This is a genomic window from Corallococcus sp. BB11-1 (assembly GCF_026626625.1).
GTDB lineage: Bacteria > Myxococcota > Myxococcia > Myxococcales > Myxococcaceae > Corallococcus > Corallococcus soli.
The window spans coordinates 85,667-102,536 of sequence record NZ_JAPNJY010000014.1 but is presented as its reverse complement, the minus strand read 5'-3'; the positions used below and the strand labels follow the sequence as shown (position 1 = coordinate 102,536).

Here is a 16,870-nt window from a genome sequence, read left to right as displayed (position 1 = left end):
GTGCGGATGGGGCTGCTGTTCGAGCGCTTCCTCAGCATGGAGCGCCGGGAGCCGCCGGACATCGACGTGGACTTCGAGCACGAGCGCCGCGAGGAGGTGCTCCAGTACGTCTACCAGAAGCACGGCCGGCACAAGGCGGGCATGGTGTGCGAGGTCATCTGCTACCGGGGCCGGCTGGCGCTCCGGGAGGCGGGCAAGTCGCTGGGGCTGTCGTTGGATCAGGTGGACCGGCTGTCGCGGGTCGCCTCATCGCATGGCTTCCAGGTGACGCCGGAGGTGCTGCGGGAGGCGGGCCTTTCGCCCACGGACGGGAGGGTGCTCCGGACGCTGTCGGTGGCGAAGGAGCTGGAGGGAGTGCCCCGGCACCTGTCCATCCACGTGGGCGGCTTCGTGATGACGCGCGAGCCGCTGGTGGACCTGGTGCCGGTGGAGAACGCGGCGATGCCGGGGCGCACGGTCATCCAGTGGGAGAAGGACGACATCAACGCGGTGGGCCTGTTGAAGGTGGACCTGCTGGCGCTGGGCATGTTGACGGCGCTGTCCCGGTGCTTCGCGTTGATCCGCGAACACCACGGCCGTGAGCTGTCCCTGGCGACGGTGCCGCCGGAGGATCCGAAGGTCTACGACATGCTGTGCGAAGCGGACACGGTGGGGGTGTTCCAGATTGAGAGCCGCGCGCAGATGAACATGCTGCCCCGGCTGCGGCCCCGGGAGTTCTACGACCTGGTGGTGCAGATCGCCCTCATCCGTCCGGGGCCCATCGTGGGCAACATGGTGCACCCGTACCTGCGCCGCCGGAATGGCCAGGAGCCGGTGACGTACCCGAGCGAGGCGGTGCGGGGCATCCTCCAGAAGACGCTGGGCGTGCCGCTCTTCCAGGAGCAGGCGATGCGGCTGGCGATGGTGGCGGCGGGGTTCAGCGCGGGGGAGGCGGACGGGCTGCGCAGGGCGCTGAGCCACAAGCACGCGGACGAGCGGATCCTCCCGTACCGGGGCCGGTTCGTGGAGGGCTGCGAGGCGCGCGGCTACACGCGTCCGCAGGCGGAGGAGTGGTTCAACCACTTCCGGGGCTTCGCGCACTACGGGTTCCCGGAGAGCCACTCCGCGAGCTTCGCGTTGATCGCGTATGCGTCCAGTTGGCTGAAGTGTCACTACCCGGCGGCGTTCACGGCGGCGCTGCTCAACTCCCAGCCGATGGGGTTCTACGCGCCGCACACGCTGGTGGCGGACGTGCAGCGGCATGGCGTGGAGGTGCGGCCGGTGGACGTGCGCCGCTCCAGTTGGGACTGCACGTTGGAGGACGGGGCGCTCCGGCTGGGGCTCCGGATGGTGCGGGGGCTGGGCGAGTCCGCGGGCCGGGCGGTGGTGTCGAGCAGGAACGGGGACTACGCGAGCGTGGGGGACCTGGCGCGCCGGGCGCGCATTCCCAGACACGAGCTGACGCGGCTGGCGCTGGCCGGGGCGCTGACGTCGCTGTGCGGCGCGCGCAGGCAGGCGCTGTGGGAGATTCAAGCGCTGGGGCCGCTGGACGCGGACGACCTGTTCTTCGGGATGGCGATGGACGGCACGGCGGTGGAGTTGCCGCCCATGGGGGTCTACGAGCGGGTCTGCGCGGATTACGACACGGTGGGGCTGTCGTTGGAGAAGCACCCGCTGGAGCTGCTGCGGCCGACGCTGAAGCGGATGGGGGCGGTGACGGCGGAGGGGTTGAAGCAGGTGTCCGCGGGGCGGCGGGTGAAGGTGGGAGGGATGATGATCTGCCGGCAGATGCCTCCCACGGCGAAGGGGATCTGCTTCATCTCACTGGAGGACGAGACGGGGATCGCGAACCTGGTGGTGCCGTCAGAGGTGTATGCGCAGTGCCGCAAGGAGATCCACGGCGCGCTGTTCCTGGTGGGGGAGGGAATGCTGGAGCGTTCGGGAAAGGTGACGAACGTGAAGACGCGCAGCGTGGTGTCGGTGCGTCAGTGAAGCGCTGCCCCTGCATCGGGCACGTCCGGGGGACGGAGTACGCGAGCCGTGATGGTGACCGCCGGGGTCGGAGGCTTCGGGTGGAAGGTGAGGGTGACATCAATGCAGTCCGGTCCCGGCTTGCCGTTGAGCTGTTCATCGAACAGTGGGAAGTCGACCTCTGCCCCAAACCAGTATCCGGGGGCCAATTGGAGGAGGTCTTCTTCGCGGGAAGGCGGCGGGAATCGATCCGCGACCAGGAACTCCAGCGGCTGTGCTGTCGCGCAGTCCAGGACCGCGACGATGTCCAACGTACTGGACTCCACGAACCGTCGATCCAGTGTGAGGGTCCCTTCTTCGGAGCCGACGAGGACGCGCCCGGAGAGCCCGTTGCCGTCGTATCGCGGAGATTGAAGTTCCATGAGCGGCCGCGCGACGGCCGTTGCTTCCACGGTCGTTGCTGTTGGCATGGTCGCGCAGGCAGGGAGCAGCAACAGGGCAAGCCCGATGCCGGCGACTCGGTGGGAAGTGGGTGCCAGGCGCAAGACTCGGCTCCGTCCTTCGGGGTGGTGTCGGTGCGTCAGTGAAGCGCTGGATCAAGGCGCTACATCTGCACGTCTGTTCCCGTGAATGCGTGACGGAGCCGGGTGCGAAGCGCCGGGGATACCCACGAGGGCATGGAAGAACCCGTATTGCTGGCGATATAGGTGGCGTCCGTCTGGAGTGTAGTAGCGTGGATCAGAACGGGAGGGTTCTCCAAGTGCGCAACAGTCTTCAGTGGTTGGGGTCGCTGCTCGATCGCGTGGGCCTCAAGGAAGCAGTGGAAGAGGCGAGCGATTGGGTGCGGTACTACGCGCAGGGGAAGCCGCCCGCGAGTGAGCCGCAGCCGACCCGTGTTTCCCGTCCCATGCACTCCGAGCCGCCGCGTGCCTCCGTGCACGAGGTGATGGCGTCCATGCGGAACGCCATGCCCGAGCGGCAGGTGGACGGGACGGTGGTGGAGATTCCGTTCGAGGGGCGGATGGAGCTGGTGCCCTCGGCCCTGCGCAAGCGGGCGCCCAAGGCGAAGAAGGCCCCTGCGAAGAAGGCCGCCGCCAAGAAGGCCCCTGCGAAGAAGGCCGCCGCCAAGAAGGCCCCTGCGAAGAAGGCCGCCGCCAAGAAGGCTCCGGCGAGGAAGTCCGCGGCGCAGCCCGCGAGCGAGGACGCGGTGGGGATGCTGGAAGCGGCCCTGCGAGGCCACGCGCGCCAGAAGGACCTGGTCTCCGCCGGCAAGGAGAAGGACCAGCTCCTGCGCTCGCTCATCCCGCTGTACCTGGCGAAGTCGCTGGACGTGGAGGTCACGTCGGGCACCACGTCGCGCTTCTGGAGCGGCCTGGGCGTGACGTACGCCGCGCCGAACGCCGCCAAGGCGCTGCGCCTGCACGCCGGCTACGCGCAGGACACCAAGAAGGGCAAGGCCATCACGGCCAAGGGCGTCCGGTACGTGGAAGACGCGCTGAGCGGTCAGGGCTGAAGAGGCAGGCCAGTTGAACGGCATGTCGCGGCTCCGCTGCCCACCCCAACGCGGTCTGCTTCGCGTTTGGGCATGGGCAGCGATCGCTGCCGCAGTGGCGTGTGCAGCCTCGGGGAGACGGACGGGCCCTGTTGAAAGCGGCCCTGACTCCAGCGGCATTGAGTGGCCAGAGCATCTGCAGCCCATGGCGACCCTGGATGGCCCTGCCATTCTGGCCTCCTACGCCGCCCTCCAGGATGTCGTGAGCCGCTTCCCGAAGTCCCGCCGGGGGGAGTGCATCTTCACGGCCCGGGCTCTGGATGTGGTCGTAGGGAAGGGGAAGGGCGTCTACATCGTTCGCGTGAATCGTCGAGTCGACCACTGCGAAGGGATTGGCCCCGGCGGCAACTTTGAGTTCGATTGGTTCGAACTCTATGCCGTCTCTCCCGAGGGCAAGATCATCGAGCGGTATCAATACATGCCCTGATCCGCCCGATGTCTGCTGTCAGTCCTGCTGCGCCGACCGTGAACCGGGAATGGGCAGGTTGTCAGTCTTCCGGTACGTGGCCACCACCGAGTACTTCGTGTCCACCGTATGGTTCCGGCTCGCCGCGTGGAACAGCCGCGCGTGGAAGAGCAGCACGTCCCCTGGCGCCAGCCGCACGTACTGCGCATCCGCGATGAGCGCCGCGTTCTCCGGCAGCTCCGGCCGCAAGAACAGACGGTCGTCGTAGCGCTCTGACGCGAAGGCCATCCGGTGTGTCCCGGGCAATACCTTGAGTCCGCCGTTCTCCGGCGTCTCCACGCCCAATGCCAACCAGGTGGAGATCAACTCCGGCCGGGTGAAGGACCAGTAGCGCACGTCCTGGTGCCACCCCGTGTCCGACGAGAAGCGAGGCTGCTTGGTCATGACGCAGTTGTGGTGCGCCCGGGCCTGCACCACCGGGCCTTCCAGCAACTGCCCCAGGGCCTCCCGCATCCGCGCGTCGTCGAACCACGCCGCGAAGAGGGGGGAACGCTCGTGGGCGCGCAGCAACCGGCGCACCGTCCGGCCTCCTTCCACGGTCAGGCTGGCCGGGGAGCCCGGATAGGCCACGTCGGCCTCGTACTCCACCGGGCCTTCTCCGGAGGCGAGCTGCTCCTGGATGGAGGCCCGCATCCGGGCGCACGTCCCGCCGTCCACGAAGGACGGCAGGATGAGGTACCCATCGGCGGCGAAGCGCTGGCACTGCTCGGGACTCAGGACGGAGGGCATGGCGCCCGCTTCTTAATGGGCGCGCCCTCCAAGTGCACCTGTCCCGCGTCCTCCGCTCACCCCAGCAGCCGCGAATCATCCAGGTCGATCTCATCCTGGATGAGGTCCACGCCGTTCTGCCGGAAGCGCCGCGCCGCCGCGCGCGTGCGCGGCCCGTGCCCGTGGTCCAGGCACCACTGCGCGTGCTCGCTCAGCAGTGCCAGCTCCAGCGTGCGCCCCAGCGTCAGGGAGAAGCGCCGCGCCCCGGCCTCCATCGTCGCCGGGTTCGCCATCGCGCCGGACACCCAGGCCCGCGCGTGCTCCAGCGCGTCGTGCGCCGTCTTCACGCACGGGCGCAGGCCCACGTCCGCCACCTTCGACAGCCGCCCCTCCACCTCGTGGAAGTACGCCTCCAGCGTGCCTTCCTTCGCCAGCGCCCGCAGCGCGTCCAGCGACAGCACGTTCGTCGTGCCCTCCCAGATGGACAGCACCTGCGCGTCCGCCTGGATGCGCGGCAGGCCCGTGTCCTCCACGTAGCCCGCGCCTCCGAAGGACTCCGTCACCTCCGACGTCACGTGCACCACCTGCCGGCCCGTCGTCAGCTTCGCCAGCGGCGTCACCAGCCGCTGCAACAGCTGCTCCTGCTCCGTCGCCGTGCGCGTCTCCAGCTTGCCCAGCAGCTCCACGCCCCGGAACGCCAGCAGGAAGCCCGCCTGGAACTCCGCCTCCAGCCCGGCCAGCGTGTCCACGTGCAGCGGCTTCTCCGACAGCGGCGCGCCGAACTGCACCCGGCGCTTCGCGTAGTCGTGCGCCAGCGCCAGCGCGCGCCGCATGCTCCACGTCGCGCCCATCGCGTTCCAGGTGCGCGTCACGTTGAGCATCATCGCCATGTTGCGGATGCCGTCCGTCAGCCCCGCCACCGGCGTCGCGATCGTCCCGTCCAGCGTCAGCTCCGCCGTGGGCACCTTGCGCGTCCCCAGCTTGTCCTTCAGCCGGTTGATCTGGAGGTGATTGAGCTTGCCGGCCGCGTCCCGCGTCTCCACGAAGAAGAGCGCCAGGCCCTTGCCGCCGGGGCCGTTGCCCTGCGGCCGCGCCAGCGTCAGCGCCATCTGCGCCGTCGTCGCGGACGTGAACCACTTCGTCCCGTACAGCCGCCAGCCCTCGGGGGACTGGCGCGCCTCCGTCAGCGTCAGGCCCACGTCCGAGCCGCCCGTGCGCTCCGTCATCCACTGGCCGGACGTCCAGAACGTCGCCGGGTCGCGCGACGTCAGGTGGGGCAGGGCGTGGTCGATGAGCTGCGGGTTGCCCAGCGATAGCAGCGAGCGCGCCGCGCCGTCCGTCATCGCCAGCGGACACGAATAGACATCCAACGACGGCTGCACCACGTAGTTCAGCGCGAACTGGTGCACGCGGCTGAGCGCGCCACTCTTCTGCTCGTAGGCCACCGCCACCAGGCCCTTCTTCGCCGTCAGCGCCTCCGCCTCCTTCCACAGCGGCGTCACCTCGATGTGGTCGATGCGCTGCCCCCACGCGTCCCACTGCGTCAGCACGGGCTCGTTCAGCCGGTCCCGGAGCTGGAACTCGTAGAAGTGCTTGCCGCCCAGCTCTCCCAGCTCCCGGAGGTCGTCGGTGATCGAACGACGAAGGTCTTCCGGCAGGGTCCGGGCGAGGTAGCCCTGCAGGAACGCGTCGTCGTCGTACTGGTTGCCAAGTCCGGGGGGCGCCTGGAAGAAGCTCATGCCCCGAAGTTAACACCCCGCTGCGGGCGGTGGGGTAGAGTGACCTCCCCTCTGCCGGAGCCGTGATGACCGACTTCTTCCGCAGGCCCCCTCCTGGCGCGGGCCCAGCCTCCCCGGACGCCGAGCAGGATCCGAACCGCAGCGTCACCCCCCTGGAGACGCCCGCCGCGCCGGTGAGCCCCATCCTGGCGCCGCCGCCCCGTCCGCGCGTGCCCACCACCGCGCTTCCGGCAGCCCCGCCGCCGCCCGCGGAGGCGTTCGCCAAGCCCCGCCCGCCGCCGCCCGCGCCGCTGCCGTCCGTCATCTTCGACCCGATGCCGCGCCCCCGCCTGCCCGCGCCGGGGACCGGCGTGGCCCCCCCGGGCGCGCCGCCGCCCTTCCACGACGACCTGGTGGACGTGCAGACCGAGCGGCGCACCGCGCCCCCGGGTCCTCCCGCGGACCCGGACCGCCGCGGTGGCGTGGCTCCCGACTTCGACCGTCGCGGTGGCGGGCCCCCGGCGGAGGGCGACCGGCGCGGCGCTGCCCCGCAGGGAGACGGGGAGCGGCGGGGGTCTGCCGCGGACCGTCGCGGGGGCGGCTCGCAGCAGCCCTACACGGGCCCCGACCGGCGCGGCACGGTGCCCCCCCAGGCGTACTCCGGCCCGGACCGCCGCGGCTCCCGTCGCGAAGCCTCCGAGGCCCCGACCCCCAACCGCTTCTGGCCCGTGCAGCCGCGCAACCTCCAGGAGTGCGGACTCAACGCCACGTTCGTGGAGGAGCTGGTCCTCAAGGCCATCTTCTTCGCGGGCGAGATGCGCGGCATGGACGTGGCCGCCCGCCTGCAACTGCCCACCACCCTGGTGGATGAGATCATCGAAGGTCTGCGCCGGCAGAAGTACATCGACATCCGCGGCGGTGGCGGCTCCGGCGTGGGCCGCTCCACGATGATCTACCAGCTCACCACGTTCGTGACGGAGGTGCTGCGGCAGATCCTGGACCGCAACCGCTACAACGGCCCGGCGCCGGTGCCCTTCAACGAATGGGTCGCCGCCGTGAAGCAGCAGACCGTGCGCGGCAACCGCATCACCCGCCAGCGGATGCAGGACAAGTTCGGCGACCTCATCATCCGCGACTACATCTTCGACGGCATCGGCCCGGCGATGAACTCCGGACGCGCCATCTTCTTCTACGGCCCCCCGGGCAACGGCAAGACGGCCATCTGCCAGGGCATGGTGAACTGCTACGACGGGGACATCTTCATCCCGCACGCGCTGCTCATCGACGACTTCGTCGTGAAGATGTTCGACGCCAACATCCACAAGGCGGTGGAGGACGAACCCGGCGCGCCCGCGTATGATCGCCGCTGGGTGCGCTGCCGCCGGCCGCTGGTGGTGGTGGGCGGTGAGCTGACGCTGGAGATGCTCGACCTCGTCTACACGCCGGAGGTGAAGTACTACGAGGCCCCGTTCCAGATGAAGGCGAGCAACGGCATGCTCCTCATCGACGACTTCGGCCGCCAGAAGGTGTCCCCCAAGGACCTGCTCAACCGGTGGATCGTCCCGCTGGAGAGCGACATCGACATCCTCACGCTGCACACGGGCAAGAAGCTCCAGGTGCCCTTCGACGTGTTCGCCGCCTTCTCCACCAACCTGGATCCCAGCGACCTCGTGGACGACGCCTTCCTGCGCCGCGTCCGCTACAAGCTGGAGGTGCAGCGCCCGGACGAGCAGCAGTTCCATGAGATCTTCCAGATGATGTGCAAGAAGCGCGGCGTGCCGTACGACGCGCGCGCCATCGACTACCTCATCGACGAGCACTACAAGCCGACGCGCCGGCCCTTCGCCGCGTGCCAGCCTCGCGACCTGTTGGATCAGGTCATCGACATGGCCAACTACCAGGGCAGCTCCCCGCGCCTGGAACCCTCGCTGCTGGACGCCGCCGTGCGCAGCTACTTCGTGCGCTTCGACAAGCCTCCGTCCGGGCCCACCTCCGCGTCCGCTCGCTGAAGCGGCTGGGGGCCGTCCCCCGCGAACGGCCCCCACGGCGACGGCTGGAGCCACGCGCGCACCGTCTCCAGCGGCACGTTGGCCAGCACGTCCACCACCGACAGCCCCGTCACGAAGCGGCCCTCGCGCCCCTGCGCGTAGTCCGGGTGACGGAAGCGCTGCCACAAGAGGCGCACGTCCACCGCGCGGAAGCGCTCCGGCTTCAGGTACAGCGTGGAGCCCGTCCCCGAGTAGTACGTATGCGCCCCCGTCTGCAGGCAGTACTCCACCAGCCGCTGCGTCTTGTCCTCGCCCCGGCGCTCCAACGTGGACGCGCACACGAGGTTCGGCGCGAGCCCCAGCGGCTCGTAGAAGAGCGCCATGCTGGACAGCAGCACGCGCAGCAGGGACCCCGGCCCGGACTCGCGCGCCGCCGCGTCGTAGAAGGGCTCCAGGCGCGGCAGCACCTGCGCGCGGAAGAAGGGGCGCCCGCCGTAGAGCGTCACCAGCGTCTGCAGGTGCTTGCGCGCCCACGGCTGGCGCGCGTCCACGGCGAGGTCGCGGATGCGCGTGTCGCGGTGCGGATCCTCCAGCGGAATGGACATCCACTGGAAGCCCGGCTCGGTGGGCGGTGGCGTGGGCACGCCCAGGGGCAGGGCGACGCGCGTGCGGCGCTGCCAGCCCCGGCGCAGCCACTGCACGTCGTCCAGCACCACCAGCGTGCCAGCGCGGGCCACCTGCTCGTAGAAGTCCACCCACGGCAGGTAGTGGGGCTGCTCGGCGACAAGGACTCCCGGGTGTCCGGACACGCTCCGGATGATAGGGCCTTTCAGCCGCCGCGCACCGGGTGACGGAACACCGGAGGAAAGACGCGCGGGGCCTTCTTCTTGCGTACGCAGGTGGTGTCCGCGCTCATGTAGCAGGCGGAGAACGCGCGCCGCCGCTGCCCGGGACGACCGCGGCCGGAGCGGTGCCAGACGTGGTTGTGGACGAGCAGCGCCTCTCCGGCCCGCACGGGCAGGGGCACCACGCGCGCCTCGGCGTCCTCGGCCGCCACGCGGTCCGGGGGAATCACGCCCCCCAGCGCCGTCACGAGCCCCGCCCGGTGGCTGCCCGGGACGACCTCCAGGCAGCCGCCGCCCTCCGGCGCGTCGTCGAGCGCGGTCCAGATCTGCAGGTCGGGCTCCCGCGTGAGGCCCCACAGCTTCCCGCCGTCCTGATGGAAGGGCAGGTTGCTGCCGCCCGCCTGCCCCTTGTGGAAGAGGATGGCCCGGTACAGGACGATGTCGCCCGGGATGCGGGCGCGCGCGATCCGTTCGAACAGCGGGTTCTCCAGCCACGCGAGGAAGCGCGGATCCTTCTCCAGCTTCTCCAGCTTGCGGTAGTCCAGCGACGGCCCCTGCCAGCCCAGCCCCAGCGGCGCGTCCTCGTAGCGGCCGGAGGGCGCATCCGGCTGGAAGAACAGGCCCGGGTACACCACGCGGCCCAGCATCAGGTCGTCCGCCCGCTCGCGCAGGGACTCCACGCCCGCGTCGTCCAGGACGCGGCCCAGCCGTGCGAAGCCATGCGCCTCGTAGTGGGCGAGCACGGCCGCCACGTCCAACCCTTCGGCCTCCACGCTGACCATTCGCGGACACGATCTCCTGGCGGCGGGCGCGCGTCCAGCCTCGTGCGCTCCCCTGGCTGAGGCGTCTTCGGGGCGGGGGAGGGGCGGGGAACCCTTGCACCCGCGCCAGCCCGGCCGCATGGTGGGCGGGAATGCCCTACCGTTGCTCGACGCACTTCGTCTCCGCCCCGGATGGCACCCGGGTGGCGGTCCACAACCACGGCGCGGACCTGCCGGAAGCGGCGCGGGAGCGGACGCTCGCGGGCCGGCCGCCGGTGCTGCTGACCAACGGCATCGGGACGTCGGAGAACTTCTGGCGCCACATCGTCGGAAACCTGGAGCAGGACCACCGCGTGGTGCACTGGGACTACCGGGGCCACGGCCGCAGCGACGAGTCCCGCGACGGCGACTACCGCGTGAAGGTGCACGTGGACGACCTGGAGCGCGTCACCGAGGAGACGATGGTGCGCGGCAACGGCCGGCCGCCGCACCACATCGCCTTCTCCATGGGCGTGCGCATCCTCCTGGAGCTGTACCGGCGCCGCCCGGAGCTGGTGCCGTCCATGACGCTCATCGCCGGGACGCCCGGGGTGCCGGGCGCGGGGGATCCGCGCTGGGGCTCGAAGCTGGCGCTGTCCGCCACGCGCCAGGCCCTGCGCGCCGGGACGCCCTGGGTGCCGGTGGTGGCGCCCGCGGTGAAGGCCGTCATCGCCAGCCGCTTCGCGGATCCGCTCGCCCGGGCCGTGGGCGCGCTGCGGGCCCGGGCGCCGCGCGAGGACATCGCCGAGTTCCTGGACGCGCTCTACCGCATGAGCCCCCAGGCCTACTGGCACACCCTGCGCGGGCTCACGGAGGGCCACGCCTGGGACGTGGTGCCCACCGTGCGCGTGCCCGTGTTGATCATCGCCGCCCGCGATGACGTGCTCGTGCCGCTGAGCGAGGTCCAGCGGCTGCACCGCGCGCTGCCCCAGGCCGACTGGCTCCAGGTGGACGACGCCGGCCACGCGGGCCTGCTGGAGGCCGGGACGGAGATCTCCGAGGCCGTCCGGCGCTTCCTGCTGATCCACGGCCTGGAGGCGCCAGCCCCCCGCTAAACCCCCGTCATTCCAGATGGGAGCGACGCCCGGGAAGGCACCTCTCCAGGGTTGTCAGGTTTTGAGAAGGCGAAGGCCCGTGTCGTCAAGAAAATAGGGGCGGAAAGTGCCGGGCCGGATTTGCGTCGGCCTGTAATTTTGTGGTTTGGAAGAGGCTCTGTACTCAACACGGAGTCTCCATGTCCTTGTCTTTCCGGCACCTGCTGGCCCCTATGTCAGCGGTGCTGTTGCTGTTGTCCGCGTGCGGTGGTGATGACCCGAAGGATCCCGTCTGTGGCAACGGCATCGTCGAGAGCGGTGAAGCGTGCGACGACGGCAATCGCACCGAAGGCGATCGCTGCAACAACAGCTGCCAGATCACGACCCCGACGGTCGATGCAGGCACTGACGCCGGCGTGATCCCCGGCGACGATGCCGGCACCGACGCGGGCACGGAGACGGACGCCGGCACGGAGACGGACGCCGGCACGGAGACGGACGCCGGCACGGAGACGGACGCCGGCACGGAGACGGACGCCGGCACGGTCGACGCGGGCACCGGGACGGACGCGGGCACCGAGACGGACGCCGGCACGACGGTGGACGCCGGCACGACGGTGGACGCGGGCACGGAGACGGACGCGGGCACGGTCGACGCGGGCACCGGGACGGACGCGGGCACGGAGACGGACGCGGGCACGGAGACGGACGCCGGCACGGAGACGGATGCCGGCACGGATGCTGGCACCGAGACGGACGCGGGCACGGACGCCGGTACCGAGACGGACGGCGGCATCGACGCGGGTCCTGCTCCGGATGCGGGCACGGAGACGGATGGCGGCACGACGGACGCGGGCCCCGTGACGCTCACCGCGCTGGAGCCGGCCGCGACCTTCGCGCGCTCGGGCACCACGGGTGAGACGATTCCGGAGTCCCTGGAAGTGACGCTGAGCACCTCGTCCGACACGGCCGTGGTGGTGCAGGTCACCTCGTCCAGCCCCTCGGTCACCGTGGCCAACAACGGCCAGGTGGTGGTGCCGGCGGGGGCTCGTTCGGCGGCGGTCATCGTGACGGCGGACGCGGCGGCCGGTGCGGCCAAGGCGACGCTGACGGCCACGCTGGGCGCGGAGGTTCGCGCGGCCACGGTGCGCGTCCTCGGTGAGACGGAGGCGGCCTCGCTGGCGCTCCTGTCGCCGGAGACGGTGGACGTGGCTCCGGGCAAGACGGTCAACCTCACCGTGACGCTCGACGTGCCGCCCGCGGCGGACACGATCATCACGCTCTCCACGACGGGTGGCGTGGGCACGGTGCCTACGTCGGTGACGGTGCCGGCCAACGAGATCTCCGCGAAGTTCGCCCTCACCGGCGGCACGGCCGGAGCGACGGGCACGGTGGTCGCCACGCTCGGCGCCCAGTCCGTCTCCGCGCAGGCCAAGGTCACCGCCGAGCCCACGACGAACCACATCGTCATCAGCGAGGTCGCCGCAGCGGGACCGGCCACGGGCCCCACCGGCGACAACGACGAGTTCATCGAGCTCTACAACCCGACGAACGCGGAAGTGGATATCGGAGGCTGGAAGGTCCAGTACAAGAGCGCGACAGGGCCGGCCTACTCCGGCACGGTCACGCTGCCGACGACCGCGCGGATCGCCGCCCACGGCTTCTACCTGCTGGGCCGTACCGGCTATCTGGGGACCGTCACCGTTGACCATAGCTGGGCCACGGCCTTCTCCATGGGCGCTGGCGGTGGACATGTGCGCGTGGGTCCGGCCTCGCTCGGCACCGCGATCACGGACGCGAACGCGGTGGACACGCTGGGGTACGGATCGGCCGACAGCCCGGAAGGCGAGGCCATCAAGACCGTGGCCGCCAAGGCCGGCAGCTACGAGCGCAAGGCCAACGCCGGCTCCTCCTCCGCCACCATGGAGAGCGGCGCGGACGCGGCGAAGGGCAACAGCTACGACACGAACGTGAACAGCGCGGACTTCATCCTCCGCACCACGCGCGGGCCGCAGAACAAGGCGAGCGGCACCGAACAGCCGTGACGCACTGAGTAGGACCGGCCCCCATCGCCCCTCCAGGGACGGTGGGGGCTGGAAATACCCGCGCGCTTTCGCCATAAGCGGGGGCGTGCGAGTCGTCTCCTGGAACGTCAACGGTCTGCGCTCCATCCACCGCAAGGGGTTCCTCCCGTGGCTGTCCAAGGCCCGGGCGGACATCGTGGGGCTGCAGGAGGTCCGTGCCCGCGTGGAGCAGCTCCCCGCCGAGGTGCGCTCCCCCCGCCGTTGGAAGACCCACTTCGTGGCCGCGGAGCGCCCTGGCTACAGCGGCGTGGGCCTCTTCAGCCGCCATGAACCGGACGACCTGGATACCCTCCTGGGTGCCCCCGCCATGGACGCGGAGGGGCGCCTCCAGTTCGCCCGCTTCGGCAAGCTCACCGTGGTCAACGGCTACTTCCCCAACGGCAACGGGAAGGACCGGGACCTGAGCCGCATCCCCTTCAAGCTGGACTTCTACCAGCGCCTCTTCGCCCGGCTGGAGAAGCCGCTGCGCGACGGCGAGCGCGTGCTCGTGATGGGTGACTTCAACACGGCGCACCGCGACGTCGACCTGGCGCGCCCGCGCGAGAACCGCGAGACGAGCGGCTTCCGCCCGGAGGAGCGCGAGGAGTTCGACCGGTGGATCCGCTCAGGCTGGGTGGACACCTTCCGGCACTTCCACGCCGCGGGCGGCCACTACTCCTGGTGGAGCCAGCGGGCCGGCGTGCGAGAGAAGAACATCGGCTGGCGCATCGACTACGTGCTGGCGACACCGGCGGCGCTCGGCTACGTGCGCAAGGCGGCGGTGCACCCGGAAGTCCACGGGTCGGACCACTGCCCCGTGAGCGTGGACCTGGATCCGGCCGTCCTTACCTGAAACCCCAACGTGCCCAAGGGACCTCCATCATGAACGCACTGCTCTCCATCTGGACCTGGGTCGAGGTGGGCCTCGTGGCCCTGGCGGGCTTCTTCGTCCAGCTCACCCTGTTCATCTTCACCGCCCTGTTCGACAAGCGCCGCTACGTCGCGGGGCGGTGCTTCCGGCTGGTGGGCTTCACCGCCGCGAAGCTCACGCCCTTCTGGCGCTTCGGCACGCACGGCGTCATCCCGGATGGAATCGCGCCCAACACGGTGGTGGTGAGCAACCACGAGTCCAACGCGGATCCGTTCCTCATCTCCCACCTGCCGTGGGAGATGAAGTGGCTGGGCAAGAAGAGCCTCTTCCGGGTGCCCGTGGTGGGCTGGATGATGAGCATGGCGGGGGACATCCCGGTGGAGCGCGGCGACCGCGACTCGGCCACCGGCGCCATGGGGCGCTGCAAGGCGTGGCTCGCCAAGGGGATGCCGGTGATGATCTTCCCGGAAGGCACCCGCTCCAAGACGGAGGAGTTGCTGCCCTTCAAGGACGGCGCCTTCCGGCTCGCCATCGAGGCGCAGGCGGACGTGCTGCCCCTGGCGGTGAGCGGCACGCGGCTCGCGCTGCCCAAGCACTCGTGGCGGTTCGCCACGTCGCGCGGGCTGGTGACGGTGGGCACGCCCATCTCCACGAAGGGGATGACCCTGGCCGACGTGGAGACGCTGAAGGATCAGGCGCGCGCCCAGATTGAAGCGCTGCGCGCGGCGCTCAAGCCGCTGACGGGCAGCGGGGCCCCGGCTCCGGCGCCAGCCCCCAACGTCGCCCGGTAGGCGACCGGCGGATCGGTGCGCGCTGTTGGGCACTGAGCGGTTCCTAGATTGTTGCTCCTTTCAAATGTGACTGGACTATGGAGTCCCCAGGACCGGCATCCACGGCCCTGACCGGCGCGTGACGCCCAGGAAGGAAGCATGTGATGGGTCTGGAAGGTCCACGTGACGAGCAGCGGGTGGCCACCGGCATCCCGGGGCTCGACACGGTGCTTTGTGGCGGCCTGCGCAAGGGGCGCATGTACATGGTCCTGGGGCTGCCGGGCGCGGGGAAGACCATCCTCGCCAACCAGGTCTGCTTCCACCAGGCGACCCAGGGCTGCCGGATCCTCTACCTCACGCTCCTGGCTGAATCGCACACGGAGCTGGTGCGCAACCTCCAGACGCTGTCCTTCTTCGACCCGGCCTGCGTGCCCGGGAGCATCAGCTACCTGAGCGCCTTCACCACCCTGGAGCAGGGGGGGCTGGACGCGCTCGCGGAGCTGATCCGCAAGGAGATCAAGGCGCACAAGGCCTCGCTGCTGGTGCTGGACGGCCTGCTGGCCGCGGAGGAGCTGGCCCCGTCGCGCCAGGCGCTCAAGAAGTTCATCCACGGCCTCCAGGTGGTGACCAGCCTCATCGGCTGCACCACGCTGGTGCTCACCACCGGGGGCGAGAAGGGCCTGCGCGCCGAGCACACGATGGTGGATGGGCTCATCCTGCTCCAGCAGCGCACCTTCGGCGTGCGCACCCTGCGCGAGCTGAGCGTGCGCAAGTTCCGGGGCAGCGCCTACAAGATGGGCCAGCACGGCTTTGAGATCACCGGCGACGGGCTCATCGTCTATCCCCGCCTGGAGTCCATGGTGGACGGGCACCTGGTGCCCGGCGCGGGGACGCGCGAGCGGGATGCCTTCGGGGTGCCTGGCCTGGACACGATGCTGCTGGGCGGCGTGCCCGCGGGCTCCACCACCATCCTCCTGGGCCCTCCCGGCAGTGGAAAGACCCTGCTGGGCCTGAGCTTCCTGGCGGAAGGGGCCCGTCGGGGTGAGCGCGGCCACTACTTCGCCTTCTATGACGCGCCGGAGCGCATGCTCGCCCAGGCGGCGGGCGTGGGCCTGCACCTGCAGCCCCTGATGGAGCGGGGCGACCTGGAGGTGAGCTTCCGGCCGCCCACGGAGAACGTCCTCGACAAGCTGGGCACGGAGCTGCTCACCACCATCCGCAGCGGGAGGGTGCGCCGCATCTTCCTGGATGGGTATGAGGCGCTGCGTCGCGCGTCGACCCGCCACACCCGGGTGGCGCGCTTCCTGGCGGCGCTCGTCAACGAGTGCCGGGTGCGCGAGGTGACGCTCGTCTACACGGCCGAGTCCACCAGCGCCTTCGGTCCGGAGGTGAAGTTCCCGCTCAAGGGCATCTCCATGGTGGCGGAGAACATCCTGTTCCTGCGCCTGGTGGAGCTGCACGCCGGGCTGCGCCGCTTCGTCACGGTGCTGAAGGTGCGCAACAGCGACTACGACCCTTCGCTGCGGGAGTTGCACATCACGGGCAAGGGGCTCCGGGTGGGCAAGCCCTTCGCGGAGGGCCAGATGTTGATGACGGGCCTCGCGCGCACGCGCACGCCGGAAACGACGTCCCCTCCGAAGCCGCGCCGGAGCGTCCGCAAGCGCGCGGCGACCCAGGCAGCCCCCTCGAAGCCACGCCGGAACGTCAGCAAGCGCCGAGGGACCTGACCATGGGTCCCGTCCTCATCGTCGACGACGAGTTCGGCATCGTGGAGGCCGTCCGCGACCTGTTGTCGGACGAGGGCTACCGCGTCGCCACCGCCCTCAACGGCCGAGAGGCCCTGGAGCGGATGGCGCGGGAGCGCCCGTCGATGGTGCTGCTGGACTACATGATGCCGCTGCTCAACGGCCCGGGCGTGCTGGAGGCGATGCAGCGCGACCCCGCCCTGCGGGATGTCCCGGTCGTGATGATGAGCGCCAGCCCCCCGGAGTTCTGGCAGCACCTGCCGTGCGCGGGCTTCCTGCCCAAGCCCTTCGACATCGACCAGCTGCTCGCCACGGTCCGCCAGATCGTCGGCGGCCCGCCGCTGCACTGACGCCCGTCCG

Annotated in this window: 15 protein-coding genes; 10 read left to right on the top strand and 5 right to left on the bottom strand. The window is 70.4% G+C overall.

The features are described from left to right. Positions 1 to 1,971, top strand: a 1,971-nt coding sequence (locus OV207_RS13170; RefSeq protein WP_267555484.1) for an error-prone DNA polymerase, incomplete at its 5' end; no start/stop codon positions are given. Here OV207_RS13170 and OV207_RS13165 read toward each other — a convergent pair. Further along, positions 1,965 to 2,495: a hypothetical protein gene (locus tag OV207_RS13165; protein ID WP_267555482.1), complete on the bottom strand. Its 531-nt coding sequence runs from the start codon at positions 2,493 to 2,495 to the stop codon at positions 1,965 to 1,967. The genes OV207_RS13170 and OV207_RS13165 overlap by 7 nt on opposite strands. A gap of 215 nt (positions 2,496 to 2,710) precedes the next feature. On the opposite strand from OV207_RS13165, the gene OV207_RS13160 reads away from it, so the two are divergent. After that, entirely contained in the window at positions 2,711 to 3,463 is a 753-nt protein-coding gene (locus OV207_RS13160) for a hypothetical protein (RefSeq protein WP_267555479.1), read from the top strand. A 184-nt stretch (positions 3,464 to 3,647) separates the two neighbouring features. Next, on the top strand, positions 3,648 to 3,929 hold the full coding sequence (locus OV207_RS13155; protein WP_267555477.1) for a hypothetical protein: 282 nt from the start codon (positions 3,648 to 3,650) through the stop codon (positions 3,927 to 3,929). Positions 3,930 to 3,947: 18 nt separating this feature from the next. Here the strand turns inward: OV207_RS13155 and OV207_RS13150 are convergent, their stop codons facing one another. Together OV207_RS13150 and OV207_RS13145 are read right to left on the bottom strand one after the other, a co-directional pair. Further along, positions 3,948 to 4,697, bottom strand: a complete 750-nt coding sequence (locus OV207_RS13150) for a phytanoyl-CoA dioxygenase family protein (protein ID WP_267555474.1) — start codon at positions 4,695 to 4,697, stop codon at positions 3,948 to 3,950. Positions 4,698 to 4,753: 56 nt separating this feature from the next. Continuing rightward, the gene (locus tag OV207_RS13145) at positions 4,754 to 6,415 is read right to left on the bottom strand and encodes an acyl-CoA dehydrogenase family protein (protein ID WP_267555472.1); all 1,662 of its coding nucleotides are present in this window, start codon (positions 6,413 to 6,415) and stop codon (positions 4,754 to 4,756) included. A gap of 65 nt (positions 6,416 to 6,480) precedes the next feature. Here OV207_RS13145 and OV207_RS13140 point away from each other — a divergent pair, with 65 nt between their 5' ends. Then, positions 6,481 to 8,403, top strand: a complete 1,923-nt coding sequence (locus OV207_RS13140; protein WP_267555471.1) for an ATPase — start codon at positions 6,481 to 6,483, stop codon at positions 8,401 to 8,403. Here OV207_RS13140 and OV207_RS13135 read toward each other — a convergent pair. Both OV207_RS13135 and OV207_RS13130 read right to left on the bottom strand, forming a co-directional pair. Then, complete coding sequence (locus OV207_RS13135; RefSeq protein ID WP_193348731.1) at positions 8,346 to 9,191, bottom strand: WbqC family protein; 846 nt, start codon at positions 9,189 to 9,191, stop codon at positions 8,346 to 8,348. The genes OV207_RS13140 and OV207_RS13135 overlap by 58 nt on opposite strands. Positions 9,192 to 9,211: 20 nt before the next feature. Further along, positions 9,212 to 10,009, bottom strand: a complete 798-nt coding sequence (locus OV207_RS13130) for a phytanoyl-CoA dioxygenase family protein (RefSeq protein ID WP_193348732.1) — start codon at positions 10,007 to 10,009, stop codon at positions 9,212 to 9,214. Between the two features lie 131 nt (positions 10,010 to 10,140). On the opposite strand from OV207_RS13130, the gene OV207_RS13125 reads away from it, so the two are divergent. The 6 genes from OV207_RS13125 (at position 10,141) to OV207_RS13100 (ending at position 16,860) form a co-directional block, all read left to right on the top strand. After that, positions 10,141 to 11,082 (top strand): alpha/beta fold hydrolase, encoded by a 942-nt coding sequence (locus OV207_RS13125; RefSeq protein WP_267555470.1) that lies wholly within the window; start codon positions 10,141 to 10,143, stop codon positions 11,080 to 11,082. 179 nt (positions 11,083 to 11,261) lie between these two features. Then, entirely contained in the window at positions 11,262 to 13,106 is a 1,845-nt protein-coding gene (locus OV207_RS13120) for a lamin tail domain-containing protein (protein ID WP_267555469.1), read from the top strand. Between the two features lie 85 nt (positions 13,107 to 13,191). Beyond that, the gene (locus tag OV207_RS13115) at positions 13,192 to 13,977 is read left to right on the top strand and encodes an exodeoxyribonuclease III (RefSeq protein WP_193348735.1); all 786 of its coding nucleotides are present in this window, start codon (positions 13,192 to 13,194) and stop codon (positions 13,975 to 13,977) included. A 29-nt stretch (positions 13,978 to 14,006) separates the two neighbouring features. After that, positions 14,007 to 14,786, top strand: coding sequence for a lysophospholipid acyltransferase family protein (locus OV207_RS13110; RefSeq protein ID WP_193348736.1), 780 nt, complete (start codon positions 14,007 to 14,009; stop codon positions 14,784 to 14,786). 143 nt (positions 14,787 to 14,929) lie between these two features. Continuing rightward, on the top strand, positions 14,930 to 16,492 hold the full coding sequence (locus OV207_RS13105; protein ID WP_193348737.1) for an ATPase domain-containing protein: 1,563 nt from the start codon (positions 14,930 to 14,932) through the stop codon (positions 16,490 to 16,492). Between the two features lie 2 nt (positions 16,493 to 16,494). After that, entirely contained in the window at positions 16,495 to 16,860 is a 366-nt protein-coding gene (locus OV207_RS13100; RefSeq protein WP_267555467.1) for a response regulator, read from the top strand. The last annotated feature ends 10 nt before the right edge of the window (positions 16,861 to 16,870 follow it).